The organism is Micromonospora sp. AMSO1212t, assembly GCF_008868145.1.
GTDB lineage: Bacteria > Actinomycetota > Actinomycetes > Mycobacteriales > Micromonosporaceae > Micromonospora > Micromonospora tulbaghiae.
In genome coordinates this window covers 1-25,167 of the sequence record NZ_WBKS01000058.1, presented here as the reverse complement: position 1 = coordinate 25,167, position 25,167 = coordinate 1, and the positions used below count along the sequence as shown (strand labels likewise).

Below are 25,167 nucleotides of genomic sequence, written 5' to 3'. Positions count from 1 at the left end.
CCGGCGGCCCGGAGGCCGGGCGACACGTCCGGCGGGCGGCCGTCGGGTCCGTGTCCGGCTGACATCAGCGGTTCGGAATGCGTCCGTCGGCTCGGGACGACTGACGCATTCGCGCCGGCCGTCAGCGGCCGAGGAAACGCAGCGCGTTGCCGCCGAGCAGCGCGTCCCGCTGCGCGTCGGTGAGGAAGTCCGCCCGGTGCACCACCTGGCCGACCGGCCGCTCCCCCAGCGGGTACGGGTAGTCGCTGCCGAGCAGCACCCGCTCGGCGCCCATGGTGTCCACCAGCAGCCGCAGCGCGGCCGGTTCGAAGACCACCGAGTCCACGTGGAACCGGTCGACGTAGGAGCTGGGCGGTGCGCTGGACGCGCCGCGTACCAGGTCGCCACGGCGGTGCCAGGCGTTGTCGGCGCGGCCCAGCCAGAACGGGAAGCTGCCGCCGCCGTGCGCGAAGCAGATCCGCAGCGTCTCCGGCACCCGGTCGAACACGCCGCCGAGGATCAGGGCGAGCACCGACAGGTGCGTCTCGGCCGGCATCCCGGTCAGCCAGCGCGCCATCCACCGGTCCAGCCGGGGGCCGCCGGGCATGTCCCACGGATGCACGAAGACCGGCGCGCCGACCTCGGCGCAGTGGGTGAGGAACTGCACGATGCCCTCGTCGTCCAGATCCCGGTCACCGACGTGGTTACCGATCTCGACGCCGGCGTGCCCCGCCGACAGGCAGCGGTCCAGCTCGGCGCAGGCCGCGTCCGGGTCCTGCAACGGCACCTGGCAGAACGGCACCAGCCGGCCGCCGCCGGCGGCGGTGACCTCCAGCGTGAGGTCGTTGAAGATCCGGGCCACCTTGACCGCCTGGTCGGCCGGGCGGTCGTAGCTGAAGAACACCGGGGTGGGCGAGACGACCTGCACGTCCACGCCGTCGGCGTCCATGTCGGTCAGCCGGGTCGGCGCGTCCCAGCACGGGGCGCCGATCGGGCGGAACTCCGTCTCCCCCACCATGATCATGGCGGCGCGCTCGGAGTCCACCCGCAGCCAGGGCCAGCCGGACCCGCCGCACGCCGCGGCGAGGTCCGGCCAACCCTTCGGTACGACGTGCGTGTGCACGTCCACGACCGGCACGCGTCAGCCCTTGCCCGGGTGCAGCGCGCCGCAGTTGTCGCAGGTGCGGGCCTTCTCGTCGGCGTAGAACGCGGCGAAGACCGGAGGCAGGTCGGCGGCGATGTCGCGGACCTGCAGCTCCACCTCGTGCACCTTGTGGTTGCACTCGCCGCAGTACCACTGGAACTTCTCCAGCGTGCCCTCCTCGCGGACCCGCTCGATCACCATGCCGATCGAGCCGGCCTCGGGACGCTGCGGCGAGTGCGGGGTGTTGCGCGGCAGCATCCACATCTGCCCCTCGCGCACGTGCACCGTACGCGGGCCCTCCGGCAGCATCAGGTTGATGTGCATGTTGCCCTTGACCTGGTAGAAGAACTCCTCGTACGGGTCGACGTGGAAGTCCGTACGCTGGTTCGGACCACCCACCACCATGACGATGAAGTCGTCGCTGCCGGGCAGCATCTCCTTGTTGCCCACCGGGGGCTTGAGCAGGTGCTGGTTCTCGCCGATCCAGCCGGAGAAGCTGAACGGCTCGGCGATCTCACTCATGGGAACCTCCCGACGGAAGTAGGGCGACGGCCTGCATCTCGATCAGCAGATGCGGGTGCGGAAGCTGGTGCACGGCGACTGTGGTCCGGGTCGGCCCGGTGGCGTCGAAGAACTCCGCCCACACCTCGTTGTAGCCGCCGAAGTCGTTCATGTTGACCAGGTAGCTGGTGACCTGCACCAGGTCGCTCAGGTCGGCGCCGACCGAGCGGAGCAGGTCGCGGATGTTCTCGACCACGGCCCGGGTCTGCTCCCGGATGTCCAGGTCGGTGGTGCCGAACTCGTCCACCGACACCCCGGCGAACGTGTTGTCCGGCCGGCGCGACGACGTACCGGAGACGAAGACGAACCCGCCGGCCACCTTGACGTGCGGGAACGCGCCCCGCGGCACGGCCTTCCCGGCCACCACGCGGCCGGTCATGGCAGGGCCTTCAGGGAGGCGGACCCGAGCTTCTCCACTGTGGCCCGCACGTGTGCGCCGGGACGCAGCGGCACCGCGGCGGTGGCCGCGCCGGCCAGGAACACCCAGCCCTTGCGCAGCCGGACGCCGTGCCGGCCGGCCAGCCGCAGGCCCTCGTCCAGCGCGCGGCGCGGGTCGCCGAGGATGGCAGCGGTCGAACCGACCTGCGCCACCCGCCCGTCGATCTCCAGCAGCACGCCGAGGTTGTCCAGCCCGTCCGGCACCGGCGACCACGGCCCCACCACGAACGCGGCGGCCGAGGTGTTGTCGGCGATCACGTCCGGCAGCGAGAAGGTGAAGTTCGCGTACCGGGAGTCGATCAGCTCGATGGCCGGGGCGACAGCGCGCACGGCCCGGGTGAACGAGCCGACCGGTTCGCCCGGGTCGGGCAGCCGGTCCAGCAGGAACGCCACCTCCGGCTCGACCCGGGGGTGGATGAAGTCGCCGACGTCGACGCCGCCGCCGTCGGGCACCCGCATCACGTCGGTCAGCCGGCCCCAGATCACCTCGTCCACGCCGACCTGCGCCATCTTGGCCTTGCTGGTGAGCCCCATCTTGAGGCCGACCAGCCGCTCACCCCGGTCGAGGCGGCGCTGCACCAGCGCGGTCTGCACCGCGTACGCGGTGTCGACGTCGAGGCCGGTCTCGGCGGCGAGCTGCGGGATCGCGGTGGCGTCGTCGGCCGCCGCGCCCAGCTTCTCCGCGATGCCGGCGATGTCCGGCCCGATCATGAGTTGTTCTCCTTAGCCGCCAGGTCCAGTGCCACGTCCACGATCATGTCCTCCTGGCCGCCGACCATCCGGCGACGGCCCAGCTCGACCAGGATCGAGCGGACGTCCACTCCGTACTTGGCCGAGGCCCGCTCGGCGTGACGCAGGAAGCTGGAGTAGACGCCCGCGTACCCCAGGGAGAGCGTCTCCCGGTCGACCTGGACCGGTCGGTCCTGCAGTGGGCGGACCAGGTCGTCGGCGGCGTCCATCAACGCGAACACGTCGCAGCCGTGCTTCCAGCCGTGCAGCTCGGCGACCGCGACGAAGACCTCCAGCGGCGCGTTGCCCGCGCCCGCACCCATGCCGGCGAGCGACGCGTCCACCCGGACGGTCCGGCCGGACGGTGAGCCGAGCGGGCCGTCGCCGAGGATCCGGCCGTGCTCGACCGCCAGCACGCTGTTCGCCACACCGAGCGACAGGTTGTGGTGCGCGTGGATGCCGATCTGCGTCTCCGGCTCCAGCACCTGCCGGTACGCGTCGACGCGCTGCGCCACGTCCGACATCAGCAGCCGGCCGCCGGAGTCGGTGACGTAGACGCAGTGCGCGCCGTACGACTCCATCAGCTTGGCCTGCGCGGCCAGCCCGGCCGGGTCGTTGAGGTGCGACATCATCAGGAACCCGGAGACGTCCATGTCGTTCTCCCGGGCCCAGGCGATGTGCTGGGCGGAGATGTCCGCCTCGGTGCAGTGCGTGGCGATCCGGACGCTCGTCACGCCGAGCGCCTTCGCCGCCTTCAGGTCCGCGATGGTGCCGATGCCCGGCAGCAGCAGCGTGGTGAGCCGGGCGGTGGTGAGCACCTCGGCGGCGGCGGCGATCCAGTCCGCGTCGGCGGCGGCGCCGTGCCCGTAGTTGACGCTGGAGCCGGCCAGGCCGTCGCCGTGCGCCACCTCGACCGCGGCCACGCCGGCCCCGTCGAGCGCGGCGGCGACGGTACGCACCTGGTCGACCGTGTAGCGGTGCCCGATGGCGTGCATACCGTCGCGCAGCGTCACGTCCTGGATGTAGAGGTCGGTCATCGCGCACTCACCTCCGTCGCGCGCAGCGCCACCAGCCGCTCCGCGGTACGCAGCGCGGCCGACGTCATGATGTCCAGGTTCCCGGCGTACGCGGGCAGGTAGTGCCCGGCGCCGGAGACCTCCAGGAACACCGACACCTGCAGGCCGGTGAAGTGCCGGCCGAGCACCGGCGCGTACGTGTCCACAGCGTCGAACTGCACGTCCTGCTTGAGCCGGTAGCCGGGCACGTACTCCTGCACGGCCTTCACCATGTCGGCCACCGAGGCGGCGATCGCGCCCCGGTCGGCGTCCGCGTCCGGGCACAGGCAGTAGACCGTGTCGCGCATCAGCAGCGGCGGGTCGGCCGGGTTCAGCACGATGATGGCCTTGCCGCGCTCGGCGCCGCCGACCACCTCGATGGCGCGGGCGGTCGTCTCGGTGAACTCGTCGATGTTGGCCCGGGTGCCGGGCCCGGCCGACTTCGACGCGATCGAGGCGACGATCTCCCCGTACGCGACGGGGGTGACCCGGCCGACCGCGTGCACGATCGGCACCGTGGCCTGCCCGCCGCAGGTCACCATGTTGACGTTCGGCTCGCCCAGGTGCTCGTCGAGGTTCACCGGCGGCACCACGTACGGGCCGATCGCGGCGGGCGTCAGGTCGACCACCGTGCGGCCGTGCGCCCGCAGCACCTCGTCGTGACGCTTGTGCGCGCCGGCCGAGGTGGCGTCGAAGACCAGCTGGACGTCGGCGAACTCGGGCAGCGCCACCAGGCCGTCGACGCCCTCGGCGGTGGTGGTCACGCCGAGCCGGCGGGCCCGGGCCAGACCGTCCGAGGCCGGGTCGATGCCGGCCATCGCCACCATGCGCAGGCTCTCACTGAGCCGCAGCACCTTGATCATCAGGTCGGTGCCGATGTTGCCCGACCCGAGCACCGCCACTCCGACGCTCATGAGGTGGCCTCCTTCGAGAAACAGGTACGCACCGAACCGAGCCCGGAGATGCGCGCCTCGTACGCCGCGCCGGGCGTGACCGGCACCATCGGGCCGAGCGCGCCGGAGAGCACCACGTCGCCGGCCCGCAGCGGGTCACCGGCGCGGGCCATCGTGCCGGCCAGCCACTGCAACGCGTGCAGTGGATTGCCGAGGCAGGCCGCACCCGCGCCGACCGAGACCGGCTCACCGGCGTGCTCCAGCACCATGCCGCACAGCCGCAGGTCGACGTCGGCGAGCCGCCGGGGCGCGGTGCCGAGCACGAACAGTCCGCTGGAGGCGTTGTCCGCCACCGTGTCCACGATGGAGATGTCCCAGTCCGCGATCCGCGAGTCGACGATCTCGATGGCCGGCAGCACGTGGTCCACCGCGCGGATCAGGTCGACAGTGGTGACCCGCTCGTCCGGCAGGTCCGCGCCGAGCACGAAGGCGATCTCCGCCTCCACCCGCGGCTGGAGCAGCCGGTCGATCGGCACCTCGACGCCGTCGCCGACGGCCATGTCGTCGAAGAGCACCCCGAAGTCGGGCTGGAAGACGCCGAAGCTCTCCTGGACGGTCCGCGACGTCAGGCCGATCTTCGCGCCGACGCGGCGGTGTCCCTTGCCCAGCCGCTGCCGGGTGTAGACCTGCTGCACCTGGTACGCGGCCTCGATGTCGCCCTCGGGCAGCAGCCGGCCGCGCAGCGGCGGGCAGGGCTTCCCGTCCTGCCGGGCCACTGCCAGTTCCCGGTTGGCGGCCTCGATGTCCACGGTCATGGCGGCTCCTCGCTTACGTCGCTGGGGATTCCGGCCATTCTGCCCACCACGCGCGCTCATGACAGGTCCACACAGACGTTGGTGAGTTCCGAGTAGAAGTCGAGCGAGTGCACGCCGCCCTCGCGGCCCACCCCTGACGCCTTCACCCCGCCGAACGGGGTGCGCAGATCGCGCAGGAACCAGGTGTTGACCCAGACGATGCCGGCGTCGAGCCGGGCGCCGGCCCGGTGCGCCCGGCCCACGTCCCGCGTCCACACCGTCGCCGCCAGGCCGTAGGCGGTGCCATTGGCCAGCGCGAACGCCTCGTCCTCGTCGTCGAACGGCGCGACGTGCACCACCGGGCCGAAGATCTCCTCCTGGTTGGTGCGGGCGTCCGGGCCGAGTCCGGTGAGCACCGTCGGCTGCACGTACGCCCCGCCGTCGCGGGCGTCGCCGAAGCGCGGCGTGCCGCCTCCCGCGCGGACCTCGGCGCCCTCGGTGCGGGCCAGCGCGTAGTGGCCGAGCACCTTGTCGCAGTGCCCGTGCGAGATGAGCGGCATGTTCGCCGTCGCCTCGTCGTCCGGCCAGCCGTACGCCAGCTCGTCGGCGCGCTCGGCCAGCCGCGCGGTGAACTCCTCGAACACCGGCCGCTGCACGTAGATGCGCTCGGTGCACAGGCACACCTGGCCGCCGTTGGTGAAGCTGGACCGCACCGAACCGGCGACCGCCGCGTCCAGGTCGGCGTCGGCGAACACCAGGCCGGCGTTCTTGCCACCCAGCTCGAAGCTGACCGCCTTCACCCCGTCGGCGGCGGCGCGCATGATCGCGCTGCCGGTGGCCGACTCGCCGGTGAACGTGATCGCGTCCACGCCCGGGTGCCGGGTCAGGTGCTCGCCGGCCGAGCCGGGCCCGAAGCCGTGCACCAGGTTGAACACGCCGTCGGGCACGCCCGCCGCGGCCATCACCTCGGCCAGCAGCGTGGCCGAGGCGGGGGTCTCCTCGCTGGGCTTGACCACCACGGCGTTGCCGCAGGCCAGGGCCGGGGCGACCTTCCAGGTGAGCAGCAGCAGCGGCAGGTTCCACGGCACGATGACAGCGACCACGCCGACCGGCTTGCGGACCGCGTAGTTGAGCGCCCGGCCCCCGGCCGGGGTGACAGTGGTGAACGACTCCGTCGGCGCTGTCGCCACGATCTCGGCGAACGCCCGGAAGTTGGCCGCGCCGCGCGGGATGTCGAGCGTACGGGCCTGCGAGATGGCCTTGCCGGTGTCCGCGACCTCGGCCGCGACCAGATCGTCGAAGCGCCGTTCCAGCTCATCGGCGACCCGGCGCAGCACCTCGGCGCGTTCCCGCTCCCCCATCCGGCCCCACGGGCCGCGCAGCGCCGACCGGGCCGCGGCGACCGCGTCGTCCACAGTCGACTGCGACGCCTCGACCACCTCGAACACCGGCTCGCCGGTGACCGGGCTGCGCTTGGTGAACCGGGAACCGGCGTCGACGAACTCGCCGCCGACGAAGTTGCGCAGCAGGCCGGGGCCGTCCGGCGCGTGCCCGGTCATCAGCCGGGGATCCCAGAGCGTCATCGCCGCCGCCCCAGCGCCGCGCGGACACCACCGGCCAGCAGCGCGACCGCGCCGGCCGCTACCGCGCCGACCACCGCGTACTGCGCGCGCACCCGGCGGCGCACCTGCGCGTACGGGGTGGTGGAGAACGAGACCAGCTCGTACTGGGAGACGTAGCGGCCCGGCAGCGCCCGTTCCAGCGCGTGCTCGACCTGCTTGCGGGTGCGGAACACCGGCGAGGCGACCTTGTCCCGCATCTCCACGAAGTTCGCCAGCGCCATCCGGGCGATCGCCTCCGCGTTCTCCTGGCGGCGGTGCTGGAACAGCGGCAGCGCGGCCGCCCACTCGTCGTCGCACTCGTCGAGGCAGCGGTCCAGCTCGACCACGTCCTCGAACGCGCAGTTCGCACCCTGGCCGTAGAACGGCACGATGGCGTGCGCGGCGTCGCCGATCAGGCCGACCGTCCCGGCCACCTGCCACGGCGTGCAGCGCACCGTGCCGAGCACACCGACCGGGTTGTGCTGGTAGTCGTCGACCAGGTTCGGCGCGAGCGGGACCAGGTCCGGGTAGTGGGTGGCGAAGAACTGCTCGATCGCCGCCGGGCTGCTCAGCGACGCGAAGCTGCGCGTGCCGTGGGTGGGCCAGAACAGCGTGCAGGTGAAGGAGCGGTCCGGGTTCGGCAGCGCGATCATCATCGAGGTGCCGCGCGGCCAGATGTGCAGCGCGCCCGGGTCGAGCGCGAACTCCCCGCCCAGCGGCGGGATGGTCAGCTCCTTGTAGCCGTAGTCGAGGAAGTCCAGGCTCTCGGTCAGGCCCCCGTACGCGAGCAGTTGCCCGCGCACCGCGGAGCCGGCGCCGTCGGCACCGAGGACGACCGAGGCGGTGGCGGTGACCTTGCCCTGCGGCGTCTCGAACGTCATCTCGCCGCCGAGCGGGTCGAGCCCGACCAGCCGGTGGTCGAACGCGACGCGCACGTTCGGCAGCGCGGCGGCGGCGTCGAGCAGCGCGTTGTTCAGCGCGCCCCGGCTGATCGAGTTGATCGCCCGGTCCCCGGAGCCGCTGTACGACTGGAACTCCGGCTCGCCCTCGACCGGGTGGATCATGCGGCCGCGCATCGGCAGCGCGTCCGCCATCACCTCGTCCTCCAGGCCGATGCGGCGCAGCGCGTCCAGGCCGCGCTCGGACAACGCCAGGTTGATCGACCGGCCCCGCTCGACGGTGCCGGTACGCGGGTCGGGCCGCCGCTCGTAGAGGGCCACCGGGTAGCCGCGCCGGGCCAGGTAGCAGGCCAGCAGGCAGCCGGCCAGCCCGGCGCCGACCACCGCGATCTCGTCGCGCTCACTCCTCGCGCTCACGAGCCCTCCTTCTCGAACGTCGCCGCCAGCGCCTCGGCGACCCGCCAGCAGTCGTGGTACGTGGAGTAGAGCGGCACCGGCGCGAACCGGACGATGTCCGGCTCCCGGGCGTCGGCGACGACGCCGTGCTCGTGCCGCAGCCGCTTGGTCAGCTCGTTCGCGCTGCCCACCCAGCCGCCTTCCGTTCGCGACTGCGGGGCTCGCAGACCCGGCTCACTCCTCGCGCTCACGCCGATACGCACGGAGAGCTGGCAGCCGCGGCGGGCCGGATCACGCGGGGTGACCACTGTGAGCGGGCGACCGGGTGTCACCTCGTCGAGCAGCTGCTCCAGCCAGGCGGTCAGCCGCAGGCTGCGCTCGCGCAGCGCCGGCATGCCGACGGAGTCGAACAGCTCCAGCGACGTACGCACCGGGCCCATCGCGAAGATCGGCGGGTTGGAGATCTGCCACGCCTCGACGGTGGCCGGCGGCCGGGACACCGGGGTCATCTCGAACCGGGTGGCCGCCTCGGTGCTCCACCAGCCCTCGAAGCGCTGGATCGACCGGTCGCCGAGGTGCCGCTCGTGGACGAAGACGCCGCCCAGCGCACCCGGGCCGGAGTTGAGGTACTTGTACGAGCACCAGGCGGCGAAGTCGACGTCCCAGTCGTGCAGCGCCAGCGGCACGTTGCCCGCGGCGTGCGCCAGGTCCCAGCCGACCACCGCGCCCGCGGCCCGGCCGGCCGCGGTGATGGTGGGGATGTCCATCAGCTCGCCGGTCAGGTAGTTCACGCCGCCGAGCATCAGCAGCGCCACCGTGTGGCCCTCGCGGGCCAGGAAGTCCAGCACGTCCTCGGTGCCGAGCGTGTCGGAGCCGGGGCGCGGCTTGAGGCGTACCACTGTGGTGTCCGGGTCCAGCCCGTGGAAGCGGGCCTGGCTGCGCACGGCGTAGCTGTCCGAGGGGAACGCGCTGTCCTCGATGACGATGCGGGTGCGCTCGCCGGCCGGCCGGTAGAAGCTGACCATCAGCAGGTGCAGGTTGACCGTGAGGGAGTTCATTACCACGGTCTCCGCGGGCAGCGCGCCGACCAGGCGGGCGGCCGGTGCGGTCAGCAGCTCGTGGTACGGCAGCCAGGGCCGCTCCGACTCCAGGTGCCCCTCCACGCCCAGGCGACTCCAGGCGTCCAGGTCGGCGAGGAGTTCGTCCCGGGTGGCCCGCGGCTGGAGGCCGAGCGAGTTGCCGGCCAGGTACGCCGTGTCGGGGTAGCGCCCGCCGTCGGCGGGTGGGACGTGGAACAGGTGCCGGTGGCCGGGGTCGGCGGCGTCGCGGCGGAGGGCTTCGTTCTCGGGGGTGTGCATGCTGTTCTCTCTCGTCACATCGCGGTGCGGGCCGACCACAGCTCCGGGAAGACCACCCGGGCCATGCTGCGCTGCAACCATGCCAGTCCGGCGGAACCGCCGCTGCCGACCTTGGCGCCCATGGTGCGCTGGACGGCCTTGACGTGGTTCCAGCGCCAGTCGCCGAACTCCTCGGCGATCTCGGTCAGCGCGTCGCCGAGCAGACGCAGGTGGTTGTCCGGGCCGTTGTCGCCGTAGATCCGGACCCAGGCCGCCTCGACCGCGGGGTGCGCCTCGTGCTCGGCGTTCACGTCCCGGGACAGCAGCTCGGCGGGAACGTCGAAGCCCTTACGGGCGAGCAGCGCCACCACCTCGTCCCAGAGACTCGGCGTGGCGAGCGCGGCGGTCAGCTCGTCGTACACCTCGGTCTGCCGGCGGAACGGGCGGATCAGCGCCCGGTCGCGCAGGCCGAGCAGGAACTCCAGCTGGCGGTACATGGCGGACTGGAAGCCGGAGCCCTCACCGAGCCGGTCGCGGAAGCGGTTGAAGTCGGCCGGGCTCATCCAGCGCAGGCCGTGCCAGGCGGCGTTGAGCCCTTCCAGGTGCAGGGCGGCGCGGCGCAGCGGGGGCAGGGCCTCCCAGATCCGGTCCTCGCGCAGCTCGCGCTTGGCGTGCCGCAGCTCGTGGCAGGTCAGGCCGAAGTACAGCTCCATGATCTGGCTGACCATCAGGAAGGACATCTCGCCCGGGTCGTCGCTGAGCGGCTCCTGGAGCCGGTGCAGCGTGCTGGCCCGTACGTACGCGTCGTACGGCACGCGGTCGGCGAACTCCAGCGTCGGCTCGCCGCCGTTGCGCGCCGCCCGAGCCGCCCGTTCCTGGGGGGTTACCGGGCGCACCGCCGTCGTCTGTTCCACAGTCATTCTCCGTCCGTGCGCGGGGTAGACGTCATGATCCCGCTGGTGGGCGGCCGAATGGAATGCCTGTTCAACGGCGGTATGGTGGTCTCACTTCGCGAACCGAAACCATCTCGCGTCGACGTCTTTACGGAAGGAAGGTCCGCGCGTGGACGACATGGACTGGGCACTGCTGCGGGAGCTCCAGGCCGACGCCCGGCTCTCGTACAGCGAGTTGTCCCGCCGGGTCCACCTGTCGCCGCCCGCGGTCGCCGAACGGGTGCGGCGGCTGGAGGAATCCGGTGTGATCACCGGCTACCACGCCCACGTCGACCTCACCCGGGCCGGGCGCACAGTGCTCGCGCTGATCCGGATGTCCTGCTACGGCGCGCGCTGCATCCTCAACGACCCCGACGTCGCGGGCTGGCCGGAGATCATGGAGATCCACCGGATCACCGGGGACGCGTGCAGCATGCTCAAGGTCGCCGCCACCAACATGGGCGAGTTCGAGGAGGTCATCGACCGTCTCGCACCCTACGGGCAGCCGTCCAGCACGATGGTGCTCTCCACGCCGCTGGCCTGGCACCCCGTGGTCAAGGCACCTCGTTAGCTTCCCCCGCCCGCCGGGAAAGCAGGCGCCGCTGCCCGTCAGTGGTCCGGCGCACCGTCGCGCCGGGAGGGGGGAACCATGCGAGGGCTCGTGTCACATCGCGCGTTGTCGTCCGTGTTGGGCCTGCTCGGCCTGGTCGCGGCGTTCGTCCTGACCACCGCGCCACCGGCGCGGGCCGGCGAGAGCGTGTTCATCGAGGTGACGCCGAACAGCGTCCAGGCCGGTTCCCGGGTGAGCCTGCGGGCCGGTTGCGACAACAGCAACAACCGCCAGGCGCAGGTCACCTCCGACGCCTTCGGGCGGGTGACGTTGCGGCCGGACAACGGCTTCCTCACCGGCTCGGTCACCGTGCCCGGCAACAAGGCGCCGGGCGACTACCCGGTGAACCTGGACTGCTCCAACGGCAACACCGCCTCGACCATGCTCACCGTGCTCAACATGGCGCAGCCGAGCAAGGGACCGGCGACCGGCGGTGGTGGCACCGCGGGTAGCCGGGGCACCGGCTCGCTGCTGCTGGTCGGTGGCCTGGTCGCGGTGGCAGTGGTGGCCGGTGTGAGCGCCCGCCGCAAGACCGGCGGCCGCGTCTGACGAGAGGTGCCGCAATGGCCCGCTCATCGCGCCGCCGGGACCGTACCGGCCCGGCGGCGGACCGTAACCGCCGTGCCGTCGCCCGTCCCGGCCGCCGGTCGCCGCAGCGTGCCGGCCGGCTCCGGGCCGCGCTGCGGCTGACCGCCGGGGCCGCGCGCCGGTTCGCCCACGTCGCCGGGCACGCGTTCTCGGCCAGCGTCGCCACCGCCGACCCGCAGTCCCGGCCGGTCACGGCCCGCGCCGACAGGACCACCACCCGCCGGTACGCCCCGAGCCGCGGCCCGGGTGTCCCGGTGCTCGTGGTGGCGAGCGTGATGGCGCTGATCGTGGCCATGCTCGGCGTGGAACGGGTGACCGGCGTCAGCGTGCTGCCGGACCGGATCGTCGCCGGCCTGCGCCCGCCGCCGCAGAAGTTCCCGGTGCTGCCGGCCAGTCCACCGACCGGCCTGAGCATCGGCAAGCTCGACCTGCGCGCGCCGGTGCACCGAGTGGGCATCGCGCCGGACGGCAGCATCGCCGTGCCGGATGTGGAGCGGGCCGGCGAGGTCGGCTGGTACGACCAGGGCCCCACGCCCGGCCAGTACGGCCCGGCGGTGCTCGTCGGGCACGTCGACACCACCACCGGTCCGGCGGTCTTCCACGGGCTGAAGGAGCTGGACGACGGCGACCGGATCGAGGTGACCCGCGAGGACCGCTCGGTGGCGGTGTTCGAGGTGACGTCGATCGAGCGGTACGGCAAGGAGAAGCTGCCGGTGGAGGACGTCTACGGCGACTTCAGCCGGCCCAACCTGCGGCTGATCACCTGCGGCGGGCGCTGGGTGGGCGGCGAGACCGGGTACGCGGACAACCTGGTCGTCTACGCCTCGCTGGTCAAGGCGCGCTGAGCGGGCCGGTCAGGCCGCCTCGGGCTCGGGCTCGCGCAGGTCGAGCCAGTCCGCCCAGCGCGGGTCGGGGGCGCGGTGCCCGAGCACCCGCCAGGCGGCTCCTTTGGGCGCGGCCGGCAGGTGGTGCAGCCGCCAGCCCAGTTCGGCCGGCGTCTTGTCGCCTTTGGTGTGGTTGCACCGCGCGCACGCGGCTACCACGTTCTCCCAGGCGTGCCGGCCGCCCCGGCTGCGCGGGAAGACGTGGTCGATGGTCTCGGCCGGCCCCCGGCAGTACGCGCACCGCCACCCGTCGCGGGCGAACACGGCCCGCCGGGACAACCCGATGTGGGTGCGGTACGGCACCCGGACGTAGCGGGTCAGGCGCACCACCGAGGGCACCGGTAACGCGTTTCGCGCGCTGTGCAGGATGCCCTCGCCGTCGGCGACGCAGACCGCCTTGGCGCTGAGGACGAGGATCGCGGCACGACGCACCGACACGACGCACAGGGGCTCGTAGGTGGCGTTGAGAACGAGTGCACCGGAGCCCGCAGTGGGTCGTATGTCAGGCATCGCGCTCACCCTCCCGGTCCAGTCCTCCCGCCTCGTGTGCGCCGGAACCGCCCCGCGGACAGCGCGGAACGGCTCCGACGCCGGCCGGATCACCGACGTCCGTTGCGCCAATAGTCCCTGATCGCGCCCCGGATTGCACGCACTAATCCGGGCTACCCCCTCCGGTAGCGACACTTCGCGGAGGTGGCGGTGTCCACCGCCGGTCACCGGTGCGGTACGAAAGCAGGGTGAACGTCTCCGACCTGATCTCCGCCCTGCTGTCGGCCTTCTCCGACCGGCGCCCGGACTGCCAGGGCAGCAGTTCCTGCGAGTTCCTGTACCGGCTCACCGGCTCCGCCTGGTTCGCCGAGAGCAGCTACTGGATCCTGCTGAAGCCGCTGCGGGTCGCGTTGATCCTGTTGATCGCGGTGGCCGCCCGCTGGGCGCTGCACCGGACCATCAACCGGCTTGTGCGGACCACCACCCAGGGCGCGGTGCCGACCATGCTCCGCCCGCTGCGGGAACGCATCCCCAGCGCCACGCTCGACCCGGACCATTTCGTGCCGGAGCGGCGGCGGCAGCGGGCCGAGGCGATCGGGTCGGTGCTGCGCAGCATGGTCACCGCGTTCGTCTTCGGCATCGCGCTGCTGATGGTGCTCAAGGAGTTCAGCTTCGACCTGGCCCCGCTGCTGGCCAGCGCGGGCATCGCCGGCGTGGCGCTCGGCTTCGGCGCGCAGAGCCTGGTCAAGGACCTGATCGCCGGCCTGTTCATGTTGATAGAGGACCAGTACGGCGTCGGCGACACCGTCGACCTGGGCGAGGCCACCGGCGTGGTCGAGGCGGTGGGGCTGCGGGTCACCACCGTCCGGGACGGCCGCGGCGTGCTCTGGTACATCCGCAACGGCGAGATCGTCCGCGTCGGGAACAAGAGCCAGGGCTGGGCGCTCGTCGTGGTCGACCTGCCGATCGGGTTCGCCGGCACCGAGGAGGCCACCGCGGTGCTGCGTACCGCGGCGGCGTCGGTGGCGCTGGACCCGGAGCTGGCGCCGAGCATCGTGGAGCAGCCGGAGGTCCTGGGCGTCGAGCAGATGACGGTCGACGGCGCGGTGATCCGTACCGTGGTGAAGACGACCGCGGACGGGCAGTTCGCGGTCGGCCGCGAGCTGCGCCGACGCCTCGCGGAGGCGTTGGAGAACTCGGGGATCGTCGCGCAGATCGCGGCCGCCCGGCTGTTCCCCGGCCTGCCGGTCCAGCCGCCGGCGCCGCCCGCCGCCGAGGGTACGGGTACCGGCGGACCCACCTGAGCCGCCGGACGAGCCGGACTATTTTCCGGGGTTCCGCACCGCGCGGCCCCTCGGGTATCGTCCGTTCGTTCAGTCGGAGATGCGACGATCAATCCGTTCGCCCTAGCCAGTTGTCAGACGATCGGGCAGAATCCGGTGCACACGCTCCACCGGGGGGCGTGCTCGTGTCCTCGCTGATCGGTTGATCTGACGACGGTTCCCGGTCGGGCCATCACAAGTGGTCGACCAGGAACGATGGAGGCGACGGTGTCCGACGCGCGACCCGCCCGGGAGGGCCCGGCCACCTTCCGGGACGTCTTCGGTCAGTCGGAGTTCCGCGCCATCTTCGCCGCCAACACCCTTTCCTGGGTGGGTGACTACCTGGCCCGCGCCGCGGTCACCGTGCTCGTGCTGCGCGAGACCGATTCGGTCGCGCTCTCCGCCGCCGCGTTCGCCGCCAGCTACCTTCCCTGGCTGATCGGCGGCCCGCTGCTCTCCGCGCTCGCCGAGCGGCACCACTACCGGCGCGTCATGGTGGTCTGCGATCTCCTCCGGATGGCGCTGATGGCGCTGGTCGCGATGCCCTGGATGCCGACCTGGTCGGTCTTCGCGCTGATCTTCCTGGCCACGCTCGCGAACCCGCCGAGTCAGGCGGCGCGGTCGGCGCTGATGCCGCACATCCTGACCGGGGACCGGCTGGTCGTGGGCCTGTCCGCGTTCACCAGCGCCGGCCAGGCCGCCCAGGTGGTCGGCTACCTGATCGGCGCCACGGTGGCGGCGCTCAACCCGAACACCGCGCTGCTCGTCAACGCCGTCACCTTCGCCGTGTCGGCCGCGATAGTCCGCTTCGGCGTACGCGAGCGACCACCGGCGATGACCGAGGTGCACCGCAGCCACCTGCTGCGGGAGACCGTCCAGGGCTTCCAGATCGTCTTCGAGCGGCCGGTGCTGCGCGCCATCGCGGTGCTGGTGTTCAGTGCGATGCTCTTCTCGATCGTCCCCGAGGGACTGGCCGCGGGGTGGGCCGCCGACCGGACCGACGGCCGGATGGACGCCGGCACCGCGCAAGGGCTGATCATGGCCGCCGTCCCGGTCGGATACATCCTCGGCGGGCTGACCATCAGCCGGCTGGTCGGCCCGGACCGGCGGCTGACGCTGATGCGACCGTTAATGATCATCGCGCCGGCGACGCTCGTACCCGCGCTGTTCAATCCGCCGCCGGCGGTGGTGGCGCTGCTGGCCGCCGGGTGCGGCTTCGCCGTCGCCGGGCTCGTCCCGGTCGCCAACGGCCTGTTCGTGCAGGCGCTGCCGGACGGGTTCCGGGCCCGGGCGTTCGGCGTCATGGCCAGCGGCACACAGATCATCCAGGGCGCCGCGGTGCTGGCCACGGGCGCGCTCGCCGAGCGCTTCTCGGTCCCGTCGGTGGTCGGCGTGTGGAGCGCCGCCGGTGTGCTGATCATGACCGGGGCGGCACTCGCCTGGCCCCGGCCGCAGGTGATCCACGAAGCCATCGCGACGGCCCGCGCCGAGTCGCCGGCCGGTACCGGACCCGCGCACGCGCACTCGCGCGGCCCCGCGTCGGGTGACCGGAACCACGAGCACGGCCGGCGCCGGCACGCGGTGACGTGATCAGCGCCGCCCCGCGGGCGGGCGCGGGCGCCGGGCCGCACCTGGCAGGATGGAAGCGTGACTTCCCCAGGCGAGTCGATGACCCTCTTCGAGGCGATCGGCGGTGAACCGGCCTTCCGCAAGCTGGTGGACGAGTTCTACGCCGGTGTCGCCGACGACCCGCTGCTGCGGCCGATGTACCCGGAGGAGGACCTGGGCCCGGCGGCGGACCGGCTGACCCTGTTCCTCATCCAGTACTGGGGTGGCCCGCACACCTACTCGGAGCAGCGCGGCCACCCGCGGCTGCGGATGCGGCACGCGCCGTACCGGATCGGCGCGGCCGAGCGGGACGCCTGGCTGCTGCACATGCGCCGGGCGGTGGACACGCTCGACCTGCCGCCGCAGCTCGCCGCCGCGCTCTGGGACTACCTGGAGCGGGCCGCCTACTTCATGGTGAACGTGATGGAGGATCCGGCCGCCGGCTGAGCCGGCTCAGAGCAGGGCGCCCTCGTCGTGCAGCCAGTCGACGAACGTGACGGCGACCGCGGCGCCGCAGTCGAGCATCTCGACGAGCAGCGCGTCGTGGGCGCCGGCACCGAGCGGGACCTGCAACTCGGCGTAGATCGGGAGCTGACCGCGTTCGGTCGGGTCACCGATGTACGCCTTGCAGAAGCGCCGGGTGTGGTTCCACTCGTTCACCACGCGGTAGGCCCGGTCGGCCCAGTCCGGCGGGACCGTCGCGTGCGGACGGGCCCGCATCACCAGGATCTCGTCCTCCGGGCCCTCCAGCGCGACGAGCACGGCGTGCCGCTCCCACATGGCCAGCAGGTTGCCGTCGCCGTCGGCCAGATAGCGGACGTCGAGCAGGTCGAGCGCGTCGCAGACCCGGCTCAGGGTGACCGGCGCGACGGTGGCCGGCATGTCCGCGAGGACCGGCCGCTCGGGTGGCACCACGTCGTCCCCCGGCTGGCGAGGGGTCGGTGGGCCGACCCGGATGGTGTCATCCAATGTGGTCCCGCTTCGAGTCTCCGGCTCCCCGCCAGCGGCGGGACCAGGGCGCCATGACCACCACGGCATCGCTCGCGCACCTCACTCCCCAGCGGATCCGGACGCCTACGGTGCGTTGGATCCGAGGATGGACGGTACCCGGACAGACGGCGTGAGGCATCCCCCCAACGACCGCCCCAAACCGGAAGGACGACGCGGGATCATCCGTTCGGATGACCTGGCGTCGGCCTGAGTGCAAGATCAGCGACGGTACGCGACCAGGCCGCCCCGAACGGTCCGACGAGTCCGACCCATCGACCAGCCGTCCGCACCTGAACGTCGTCCGCGCCGGCGCCGAGGAAACCCATCCGGACCACGGCCTGCACCAGCCGCTGCGACACCTCCACCGGTGTGCGCGGCGCCTCGTCCGGGGTCACCACCACGGCGACGTGGTCCAGCAGAGCGTCCCGCAGCACCCGCTGCCCGACCGCGCGGCCCGCCACGCCGTGCGTGGCCGCCTCGCGCAGCGTCCCGGCCGCCGCCTCCGCGATCCGGCGCAGCTCGGCCCCGGGCAACACCTCCACCGCCCGGCTCGCGGCGGGTGGGAGCTGCCACCGCCAGCCGTCGTCCCGGCGTACCGGAAGCGCCCCGCCCCCGGCGGAGAGTTCGGCCAGCAGCTCCCCCGCCGCGACCGTGGCGTCCCCGGCAGCGGTGCCCGGCACGGTACGGACCACGAGCACGCCCCACGGCAGACGCGCCCAGAGGGCGGTGCGGCCCGCACCCGGCACCGGCCGCAGCCGGACCAGGGTGGCCGGGTCGAACCGGACCAGCCGGGCCAGGAAGGCCCCGGCGTCCGCCGTCCCGGTCAACCCGTGCCCGGTCATCCGCTCAGCCCCGGCGCGTAGCGGAGCAGGAACGCCCGCTCCTCCGGCGAGATCCGGCGCGGGCGCTGCGCCGTCAGGTCGAACGGCACCAGCAACGACCGGGCGGTGCCGGCAAGCGTGTCGCCGTCGTACAGCTCGTACGCGACCGAGAAGGAGGCGGCCCTGATCTGGTCCACCCACAGCTCGATCCGTACCGTCGGGGCGGCCTCGGCGCTGGCCCGGCCGAGCGCGTAGTCCACCGGGCGCAGGTAGTCGACCTCGTGCCGGCGGATGACCACACCGTCGGCGAACGAGCCCACTCCCCACGCCCGGCCGCCGGCGAACATCATCGCCACCCGGGCCTCCTCGTAGAGCGTGAGGAAGCGGGCGTTGTTGACGTGGCCGTACGCGTCGAGGTCGGACCAGCGCAGCGCGCAGTGGTAGACGAACCGGTCAGACAAGGGTCAGCACCGGTCAGTCACGGGTGAGCTTGCGGTAGGTCACCCGGTGCGGCCGGGCCGCCTCGGCGCCGAGACGGTCGACCTTGTTCTTCTCGTACGCCTCGAAGTTGCCCTCGAACCAGAACCACTTGGCCGGGTTCTGGTCGTCGCCCTCCCAGGCCAGGATGTGCGTGGCGACCCGGTCCAGGAACATCCGGTCGTGGGAGATCACCACGGCGCAGCCGGGGAACTCCAGCAGCGCGTTCTCCAGGCTGGACAGCGTCTCCACGTCCAGGTCGTTCGTCGGCTCGTCGAGCAGGATCACGTTGCCGCCGATCTTCAGCGTCAGCGCCAGGTTGAGCCGGTTGCGCTCGCCGCCGGAGAGCACCTTGGTCGGCTTCTGCTGGTCCGGCCCCTTGAAGCCGAACGCGGCGATGTACGCCCGGGACGGCATCTCGACCTTGCCCACCATGAGGTGGTCGAGTCCGTCGGAGACGACCTCCCATACGGTCTTGTCGCCGTCCAGGCCCTGCCGGTTCTGGTCGACGTACGACAGCGAGACGGTCTCGCCGACCCGGACCGAGCCGTTGGTCGGCTGTTCCAGCCCGACGATGGTCTTGAACAGCGTGGTCTTGCCGACGCCGTTCGGGCCGATGATGCCGACGATGCCGTTGCGGGGCAGCGAGAACGACAGGTTGTCGATCAGCACCCGGTCACCGAACGCCTTGGTGAGGTTCTGCGCCTCGATGACCGTGTTGCCCAGACGCGGGCCCGGCGGGATCTGGATCTCCTCGAAGTCCAGCTTCCGGGTCTTCTCCGCCTCGGCGGCCATCTCGTCGTAGCGGTCCAGGCGGGCCTTGGACTTGGTCTGCCGCGCCTTGGCGTTCGAGCGGACCCACTCCAGTTCCTCGGAGAGGCGCTTCTTCATCTTGGCGTCGCGGCGGCCCTCGACGGAGAGCCGGGCGGCCTTCTTCTCCAGGTAGGTGGAGTAGTTGCCCTCGTACGGGTAGGCCCGGCCGCGGTCCAGCTCCAGGATCCAGTTGGCAACGTTGTCCAGGAAGTACCGGTCGTGGGTGATCGCCAGGACGGTGCCGGCATACTTGGCCAGGTGCTGCTCCAGCCACTGCACGCTCTCCGCGTCCAGGTGGTTGGTGGGCTCGTCGAGCAGCAGCAGGTCCGGCGCCTCCAGCAGCAGCTTGCACAGCGCCACCCGGCGACGCTCACCACCGGAGAGCGTGGTGACGTCGGCGTCCGGCGGCGGGCAGCGCAGCGCGTCCATGGCGAGTTCGAGCTTGGAGTCGATGTCCCACGCGTCGGCGGCGTCCAGATCCTCCTGGAGCTTGCCCATCTCCTCCATCAGCTCGTCGGAGTAGTCGGTGGCCATCTGCTCGGCGATGGCGTTGAACCGCTCCAGCTTGGCCTTGGTCTCGGCGACCGCCTCCTCGACGTTGCCGAGGACCGTCTTCTCCTCGTTGAGCGGCGGCTCCTGCGCGAGCATGCCGACGGAGTAGCCGGGCATGAGCCGGGCCTCGCCGTTGCTCGGCCGGTCCAGCCCTGCCATGATCTTGAGGAGGCTGGACTTACCGGCGCCGTTCGGACCGACCACCCCGATCTTGACACCCGGCAGGAAGTTCAGCGTCACGTTGTCGAGCACGACCTTGTCGCCGTGCGCCTTGCGCGCCTTGTCCAGGACGTAGATGAACTGGGCCACGGTGCGGGCTACCTCCGTCGGTTGCGATCGCGGGCTTGTCGGGTGCGGGGCGCGGGCGCCGTCTGCGCCTGCCGCCGCCGGCCGGGAGCCGGCCGCGCGCACGCCGCCGTCAATCCTGACAGGTACGGACCGCCACGCCCACATCACCCCACCCAGGGGTACGGCGGCGAGCCTCGTTGCCGGCACCGGTACTACTCATTGCGGTCGACAGTATGACCAAGAAGATCGCCGTCAGCGTCCCCGACGACGTGGCCGAACGACTGGCCCAGGAGCCGAACGTCTCCGCGTTCGTCACCGAGAGCGTGCGGCAGCGGATGGCGGGCGAGCGCACCCGGCACACGCTCCGGCAGGTCGGCTTCCGGCTGTCCGACGGCGGGCTCGCCGACGCGGGCCACGCGCTCGACGAGGCCCAGGCGAAGATCACCCCGGAACTGCGCGCCCGGGCCGCCGCGTTGCTGGGCGAGTCGTCACGTGGACGGCTGACCCGTGACTGACGCCGGGCTGGTGCTCGACACCGCCTGCCTGCTGGCCTACTCGGACGGCACCGAGGCGGTCGGGGAGCATGTTCCTCGGCGGCCGGTCGCGCACGCTCCTGAGCATGGACCTCGCCCAGGTGGCGCTGGAGGCCGCACGGGCCACCACGCCGATCATGAGCGACCGGCGGGAACTGCTCGGTGAGGTGCTGCCCAAGGAGTGGCCGATCATCGACCTCTGAACCACGGGTGTCGACAAGATCACGCGGTGGGTTCGGCGGTTCTGGGACGGGTAGGTAACTCCGGCACGGGGGATCAGACGCCGCAGCTACGCTCAGTACGCTCATCGCGGTGGACCCGTCAGTACCCGGAGGTGGCCGATCGTGACCGTCCGTAGCTCCTTTGTCGTAGTGGCCAACCGCCTGCCGGTCGACGAGGTGAGCACACCCGAGGGGCGGCAGTGGCGGCGCAGCCCCGGCGGGCTGGTGACCGCGCTGCACCCGGTGCTGGCCGAGCACCAGGGCACCTGGGTCGGGTGGGCCGGCGGCACCGGCGCCGCGCCCGAGCCGTTCGACCTGGAGGGCATCCGCCTGCACCCGGTGCCGCTGAGCGCCGAGGAGCTGGAGCGCTACTACGAGGGCCAGTCGAACGCGACGATCTGGCCGCTCTACCACGACGCGGTGGAGACGCCCGCCTACAAGCGGCGCTGGCGCGAGGCGTACCGGCTGGTGAACGCCCGGTTCGCGGAGGCCGCCGCCGACGTGGCCGCCGAGGGCGCGACCGTGTGGGTCCAGGACTACCAGCTCCAGCTCGTGCCGGCGATGCTCCGCGAGCTGCGGCCGGACCTGCGGATCGGCTTCTTCCTGCACATCCCGTTCCCGCCGATCGAGCTGTTCATGCAGATGCCGTTCCGCACCGAGATCCTGCGTGGACTGCTCGGCGCGGACCTGGTCGGCTTCCAGCAGCGGCTCGCGGCGCAGAACTTCGTACGCCTGGCCCGGCACCTGCTCGGCCTGCGCTACGAGGGCCAGATGATCCAGGTCGACGGTCGGCAGGTGAAGGCGGGCGCGTTCCCCATCTCGATCGACACCAAGGAGATGGAGCGGCTGGCCGAGGATCCGGCGATCCAGGCCCGCGCCAAGCAGATCCGCGAGGAGCTGGGCAACCCGAAGACGATCATCCTGGGCGTCGACCGGCTCGACTACACAAAGGGCATCGAACTTCGCCTGAAGGCCTTCCGGGAACTCCTTGCTGACGGAAAGTTGACAGTTCCCGACGCGGTTATGGTGCAGGTCGCCACGCCCAGCCGCGAGCGTGTGGAGCACTACCAGGCACTTCGGGTGAAGGTGGAACGCGAAGTAGGCCGGATCAATGGTGAATTCGGCCGGGTCGGCGTGCCTGCAGTGCATTATCTGCATCAGTCGTACAGTCGCTCCGAACTGGCCGCGATGTACGTCGCGGCCGACGTGATGATGGTGACCCCGCTGCGAGACGGAATGAATCTGGTGGCCAAGGAGTACGTCGCATCGCGCGCCGACCAGGGCGGCGCGCTCGTGCTCAGTGAGTTCGCCGGCGCCGCCACCGAGCTGCGCCAGGCGTTTTTGTGTAATCCGCACGACCCGGACGCGGTGAAGGACGCGTTGCTGCGGGCCGTGCATGTAGAGAAGCCCGAAGCCCGCCGCCGGATGCGCGTCATGCAACGCCATCTGCGCAGCCACGACGTGGGCCACTGGGCCAAGTCGTTCCTCAGCGAGCTCGGCGTCCCCGATACGGAGGCTGCGTGACCCCGCCCGCCCCCGCCGCCGTTCACGGCGGCGTGCTGGATCCCGAACTGCGCGCCGCCATCGGCCGCATCGCCCGGGTTCCGCAACTCCTGGTCGCCTGCGACTACGACGGCACGCTGGCGCCGATCGTCGAGGACCCCAGCAAGGCCGTGCCGCTGCCCGAGTCGGTGGCGGCCGTACGCGCGCTCGCCGCGCTGCCGCAGACGAGCGTCGCCGTCGTCTCCGGCCGCGCGCTGCGCGACCTGGCCACACTCTCCCGGCTACCCAGCGAGGTGCACCTCGTCGGCAGCCACGGCTCGGAGTTCGACATCGGCTTCGTCGAGCGGCTCACGCCCGAGCTGATCGCGGTCCGGCACCGGCTCCGTGAGGCGCTGCGCGAGATCGCCGCGGAGCACCCGGGCATCCGCCTGGAACGCAAGCCGGCCAGCGTGGCCGTGCACACCCGCGGCGTCGACCCGCACGTCGCCGCCCGGGCCGTCGAGGCGGTCCGCAACGGCCCCGCGACCTGGGAGGGCGTGACCGTCACCCAGGGCAAGGAGGTCATCGAGCTGTCGGTGGTCGTGACCAACAAGGGCACCGCCGTCGACCAGCTCCGCACCCAGCTCGCCGCGAGCGCGGTGCTGTTCATCGGCGACGACGTCACCGACGAGAACGCCTTCGGCAACCTGACCGGGCCGGACGTCGGCATCAAGATCGGTCCCGGGGAGACCCGGGCCGACTACCGGGTGGCCGAGCCGATCGAGGCGGCCCGCGCGCTGGGGCTGCTGCTGGAGACGCGGCGGCACTGGCTGTTCGGCGAGCGGGCGGTGCCGATCGAGCGGCACTCGATGCTCGCGAACGGCCGTACGGTCGCGCTCGTCACACCGGAAGCCAAGATCACCTGGCTGTGCCACCCGAAGCCGGACTCGGCGGCGATCTTCGCCGACCTGGTCGGCGGCAGCCCGGCCGGGCACTTCACCGTCGGCCCGGAGCGGGGCGGCATCCCGCTGGGCCAGCGCTACCGCAGCAACACGATGACCGTCGAGACCCGCTGGTCCGGCCTCACCGTGACGGACTGGCTCGACCTGCCGGTCCGCGAGACCACGCCGGACGACCCGGCCGTGGTCAGCGGCGACTCGACACTGGTCCGGGTGCTCAGCGGCACCGGTCGGGCCCGGGTCGAGTTCGCGCCGCGCCCCGAGTTCGGCCAGGTGGCAGTGCAGCTCCAGCCGCTCGACGACGGCCTGCTGGTGCTCGGCTCCAACGAGCCGGTCGCGCTGCACTCCCCCGGCGTCGAGTGGGAGGTCACAAACGACGCCGGGTACGAGACCGCGAAGGCGGTGGTCGACCTGTCGGCGGCCGGCGGCCAGGTGGTGCTGGAGCTGCGCTTCGGCACGCAGAGCCTGGAGCCGCACCGCCTGCCGCTGCACGAGCGGCAGGCCGCCGCCGAGCAGCCCTGGAAGGACTGGGTGGCCTCGCTGCGGCTGCCCGCCACCGCCCGGGACCTGGTCGCCCGCAGCGCGCTGACGCTGCGCGGCCTCTGCCACGAGCCGACCGGCTCGATCCTCGCCGCGGCCACCACGTCGCTGCCGGAGGAGCTGGGCGGTGTCCGCAACTGGGACTACCGCTACTGCTGGCTGCGGGACGCCGCGATGACCGCACGCGCCCTCGTCGACCTCGGCTCGACCGAGGAGGCAGAAGGGCTGCTGCGCTGGATCGACGGGGTGGTCGAGCGCACCGGCGGGCACCCGGAGCGGCTGCACCCGCTCTACACGGTGGACGGCTTCGAGCTGGGCGCCGAGGCGGTCATCGACACGCTGCCCGGCTACGCCGGCTCCCGGCCGGTACGGGTCGGCAACCTCGCCAACCACCAGCTTCAGCTCGACGTCTTCGGCCCGGTCGCGGACCTGATCGCGGCCGTGGCCGACGCCCGGGGCTCGATCCGCGACGACGAGTGGCGGGTGCTGGAGAACATGGTCGAGGCGGTACGCCGCCGCTGGCACGAGCCCGACCACGGCATCTGGGAGGCCCGCCTCCCCCCGCGGCATCACGTCTTCTCCAAGGTCATGCTCTGGATGACAGTGGACCGGGCGCTGCACGTGGTACGCCGGCACGGCGGCGAGGACCGGCCCGAGTGGGTCGACCTGCGCGACCGGATCGCCTCGAACGTGCTGGAGCACGGCTGGCACCCGGAGGCCGAGGCGTACAGCGTCGCCTACGGCTACGAGGAGATGGACGCCTCGTCGCTGTGGATCGGCATCTCCGGGCTGCTCGCCGGCGACGACCCGCGCTTCCTCTCCACAGTGCTCAAGATCGAGGCGGAGCTGCGCAGCGGCCCGGTCGTCTACCGGTACCACTGGGACGACGGCCTGCCCGGCCGGGAGGGCGGCTTCCACATCTGCACGTCGTGGCTGATCGAGGCGTACCTGCGCACCGGCCGCCGCAGCGATGCCGAGGAGCTGTTCACCCAGATGGTCGACACGGCCGGGCCGACCGGGTTGCTGCCGGAGCAGTACGACCCGCTGGCCGAGCGCGGGCTGGGCAACCACCCGCAGGCGTACAGCCACCTCGGCCTGATCCGCTGCGCCCTGCTGCTGGACAACATGCTCAAGCAGTAACGCCCGTACGAAGGCGGCGGCGGGGACCTTCCGGGCCCCGCCGCCGCCTTCGTACGGGCGTTACTGCTTGAGCATGTTGTCCAGCAGCAGGG

General features: G+C 72.2%; 25 protein-coding genes. 9 read left to right on the top strand and 16 right to left on the bottom strand.

Going from position 1 to position 25,167, the window contains the following annotated elements; genetic code table 11:
- Positions 1–121 precede the first annotated feature (121 nt).
- The 11 genes from F8279_RS16545 to F8279_RS16495 are packed head-to-tail and all read right to left on the bottom strand — an operon-like array spanning position 122 to position 10,746.
- Positions 122–1,117 (bottom strand): amidohydrolase family protein, encoded by a 996-nt coding sequence (locus F8279_RS16545; protein WP_091423137.1) that lies wholly within the window; start codon positions 1,115–1,117, stop codon positions 122–124.
- Positions 1,118–1,120: 3 nt separating this feature from the next.
- On the bottom strand, positions 1,121–1,645 hold the full coding sequence (locus F8279_RS16540; protein ID WP_091423133.1) for a 3-hydroxyanthranilate 3,4-dioxygenase: 525 nt from the start codon (positions 1,643–1,645) through the stop codon (positions 1,121–1,123).
- The gene (locus F8279_RS16535) at positions 1,638–2,063 is read right to left on the bottom strand and encodes a RidA family protein (protein WP_151500424.1); all 426 of its coding nucleotides are present in this window, start codon (positions 2,061–2,063) and stop codon (positions 1,638–1,640) included. The genes F8279_RS16540 and F8279_RS16535 overlap by 8 nt, the downstream gene beginning before the upstream one ends.
- Complete coding sequence (locus F8279_RS16530; protein ID WP_151500423.1) at positions 2,060–2,833, bottom strand: 2-keto-4-pentenoate hydratase; 774 nt, start codon at positions 2,831–2,833, stop codon at positions 2,060–2,062. Before F8279_RS16530 ends, F8279_RS16535 begins: the two co-directional genes overlap by 4 nt.
- Entirely contained in the window at positions 2,830–3,888 is a 1,059-nt protein-coding gene (gene dmpG / locus F8279_RS16525; RefSeq protein WP_151500422.1) for a 4-hydroxy-2-oxovalerate aldolase, read from the bottom strand. The genes F8279_RS16530 and dmpG overlap by 4 nt, the downstream gene beginning before the upstream one ends.
- The gene (locus F8279_RS16520; protein WP_151500421.1) at positions 3,885–4,820 is read right to left on the bottom strand and encodes an acetaldehyde dehydrogenase (acetylating); all 936 of its coding nucleotides are present in this window, start codon (positions 4,818–4,820) and stop codon (positions 3,885–3,887) included. Before F8279_RS16520 ends, dmpG begins: the two co-directional genes overlap by 4 nt.
- A complete protein-coding gene (locus F8279_RS16515) occupies positions 4,817–5,614 on the bottom strand; it encodes a 2-keto-4-pentenoate hydratase (RefSeq protein WP_091423112.1) in 798 nt (265 codons plus the stop codon). The genes F8279_RS16520 and F8279_RS16515 overlap by 4 nt, the downstream gene beginning before the upstream one ends.
- A gap of 56 nt (positions 5,615–5,670) precedes the next feature.
- Positions 5,671–7,152, bottom strand: a complete 1,482-nt coding sequence (locus F8279_RS16510) for a 2-hydroxymuconic semialdehyde dehydrogenase (RefSeq protein ID WP_151500427.1) — start codon at positions 7,150–7,152, stop codon at positions 5,671–5,673.
- Between the two features lie 20 nt (positions 7,153–7,172).
- Positions 7,173–8,510 carry an NAD(P)/FAD-dependent oxidoreductase gene (locus tag F8279_RS16505; protein ID WP_091423108.1) on the bottom strand — a complete coding sequence of 446 codons (1,338 nt, stop codon included), beginning with the start codon at positions 8,508–8,510 and terminating at the stop codon, positions 7,173–7,175.
- Complete coding sequence (kynU, locus tag F8279_RS16500; protein ID WP_151500420.1) at positions 8,507–9,847, bottom strand: kynureninase; 1,341 nt, start codon at positions 9,845–9,847, stop codon at positions 8,507–8,509. Before kynU ends, F8279_RS16505 begins: the two co-directional genes overlap by 4 nt.
- Positions 9,848–9,861: 14 nt before the next feature.
- Positions 9,862–10,746 carry a tryptophan 2,3-dioxygenase gene (locus tag F8279_RS16495; protein ID WP_091423100.1) on the bottom strand — a complete coding sequence of 295 codons (885 nt, stop codon included), beginning with the start codon at positions 10,744–10,746 and terminating at the stop codon, positions 9,862–9,864.
- Positions 10,747–10,888: 142 nt separating this feature from the next.
- Between F8279_RS16495 and F8279_RS16490 the strand changes: the two genes are divergently transcribed.
- The 3 genes from F8279_RS16490 (at position 10,889) to F8279_RS16480 (ending at position 12,801) form a co-directional block, all read left to right on the top strand.
- On the top strand, positions 10,889–11,329 hold the full coding sequence (locus F8279_RS16490) for an Lrp/AsnC family transcriptional regulator (protein ID WP_091423095.1): 441 nt from the start codon (positions 10,889–10,891) through the stop codon (positions 11,327–11,329).
- Between the two features lie 78 nt (positions 11,330–11,407).
- Positions 11,408–11,917 carry a hypothetical protein gene (locus F8279_RS16485; protein ID WP_151500419.1) on the top strand — a complete coding sequence of 170 codons (510 nt, stop codon included), beginning with the start codon at positions 11,408–11,410 and terminating at the stop codon, positions 11,915–11,917.
- A gap of 14 nt (positions 11,918–11,931) precedes the next feature.
- The gene (locus tag F8279_RS16480) at positions 11,932–12,801 is read left to right on the top strand and encodes a class F sortase (RefSeq protein WP_091423087.1); all 870 of its coding nucleotides are present in this window, start codon (positions 11,932–11,934) and stop codon (positions 12,799–12,801) included.
- A gap of 9 nt (positions 12,802–12,810) precedes the next feature.
- On the opposite strand, the gene F8279_RS16475 is transcribed toward F8279_RS16480, so the two are convergent.
- Positions 12,811–13,350, bottom strand: coding sequence for an HNH endonuclease (locus F8279_RS16475; protein ID WP_091423083.1), 540 nt, complete (start codon positions 13,348–13,350; stop codon positions 12,811–12,813).
- A gap of 209 nt (positions 13,351–13,559) precedes the next feature.
- On the opposite strand from F8279_RS16475, the gene F8279_RS16470 reads away from it, so the two are divergent.
- The 3 genes from F8279_RS16470 to F8279_RS16460 all read left to right on the top strand — a co-directional run bounded on the left by F8279_RS16470 (position 13,560) and on the right by F8279_RS16460 (position 16,706).
- Positions 13,560–14,633: a mechanosensitive ion channel family protein gene (locus F8279_RS16470; protein WP_091423080.1), complete on the top strand. Its 1,074-nt coding sequence runs from the start codon at positions 13,560–13,562 to the stop codon at positions 14,631–14,633.
- Positions 14,634–14,867: 234 nt separating this feature from the next.
- Positions 14,868–16,241 (top strand): MFS transporter, encoded by a 1,374-nt coding sequence (locus F8279_RS16465; protein ID WP_175438779.1) that lies wholly within the window; start codon positions 14,868–14,870, stop codon positions 16,239–16,241.
- A gap of 78 nt (positions 16,242–16,319) precedes the next feature.
- Positions 16,320–16,706, top strand: coding sequence for a globin (locus F8279_RS16460; protein WP_091423077.1), 387 nt, complete (start codon positions 16,320–16,322; stop codon positions 16,704–16,706).
- A gap of 6 nt (positions 16,707–16,712) precedes the next feature.
- Here F8279_RS16460 and F8279_RS16455 read toward each other — a convergent pair whose 3' ends face one another.
- The 4 genes from F8279_RS16455 to ettA form a co-directional block, all read right to left on the bottom strand.
- Positions 16,713–17,297 (bottom strand): YbjN domain-containing protein, encoded by a 585-nt coding sequence (locus F8279_RS16455; protein WP_091423074.1) that lies wholly within the window; start codon positions 17,295–17,297, stop codon positions 16,713–16,715.
- Between the two features lie 131 nt (positions 17,298–17,428).
- Positions 17,429–18,091 (bottom strand): hypothetical protein, encoded by a 663-nt coding sequence (locus F8279_RS16450; RefSeq protein WP_151500418.1) that lies wholly within the window; start codon positions 18,089–18,091, stop codon positions 17,429–17,431.
- Positions 18,088–18,531, bottom strand: coding sequence for a thioesterase family protein (locus tag F8279_RS16445; protein ID WP_013288077.1), 444 nt, complete (start codon positions 18,529–18,531; stop codon positions 18,088–18,090). The genes F8279_RS16450 and F8279_RS16445 overlap by 4 nt, the downstream gene beginning before the upstream one ends.
- Before the next feature lie 13 nt (positions 18,532–18,544).
- On the bottom strand, positions 18,545–20,221 hold the full coding sequence (gene ettA, locus F8279_RS16440; protein ID WP_151500417.1) for an energy-dependent translational throttle protein EttA: 1,677 nt from the start codon (positions 20,219–20,221) through the stop codon (positions 18,545–18,547).
- A 212-nt stretch (positions 20,222–20,433) separates the two neighbouring features.
- On the opposite strand from ettA, the gene F8279_RS16435 reads away from it, so the two are divergent.
- From F8279_RS16435 to otsB, 3 genes are all read left to right on the top strand, one after another.
- On the top strand, positions 20,434–20,715 hold the full coding sequence (locus F8279_RS16435; RefSeq protein WP_151500416.1) for a hypothetical protein: 282 nt from the start codon (positions 20,434–20,436) through the stop codon (positions 20,713–20,715).
- A gap of 362 nt (positions 20,716–21,077) precedes the next feature.
- On the top strand, positions 21,078–22,478 hold the full coding sequence (locus tag F8279_RS16430) for a trehalose-6-phosphate synthase (RefSeq protein ID WP_013288079.1): 1,401 nt from the start codon (positions 21,078–21,080) through the stop codon (positions 22,476–22,478).
- Positions 22,475–25,075 (top strand): trehalose-phosphatase, encoded by a 2,601-nt coding sequence (gene otsB / locus F8279_RS16425; protein ID WP_091423061.1) that lies wholly within the window; start codon positions 22,475–22,477, stop codon positions 25,073–25,075. The genes F8279_RS16430 and otsB overlap by 4 nt, the downstream gene beginning before the upstream one ends.
- Positions 25,076–25,167: the final 92 nt, after the last annotated feature.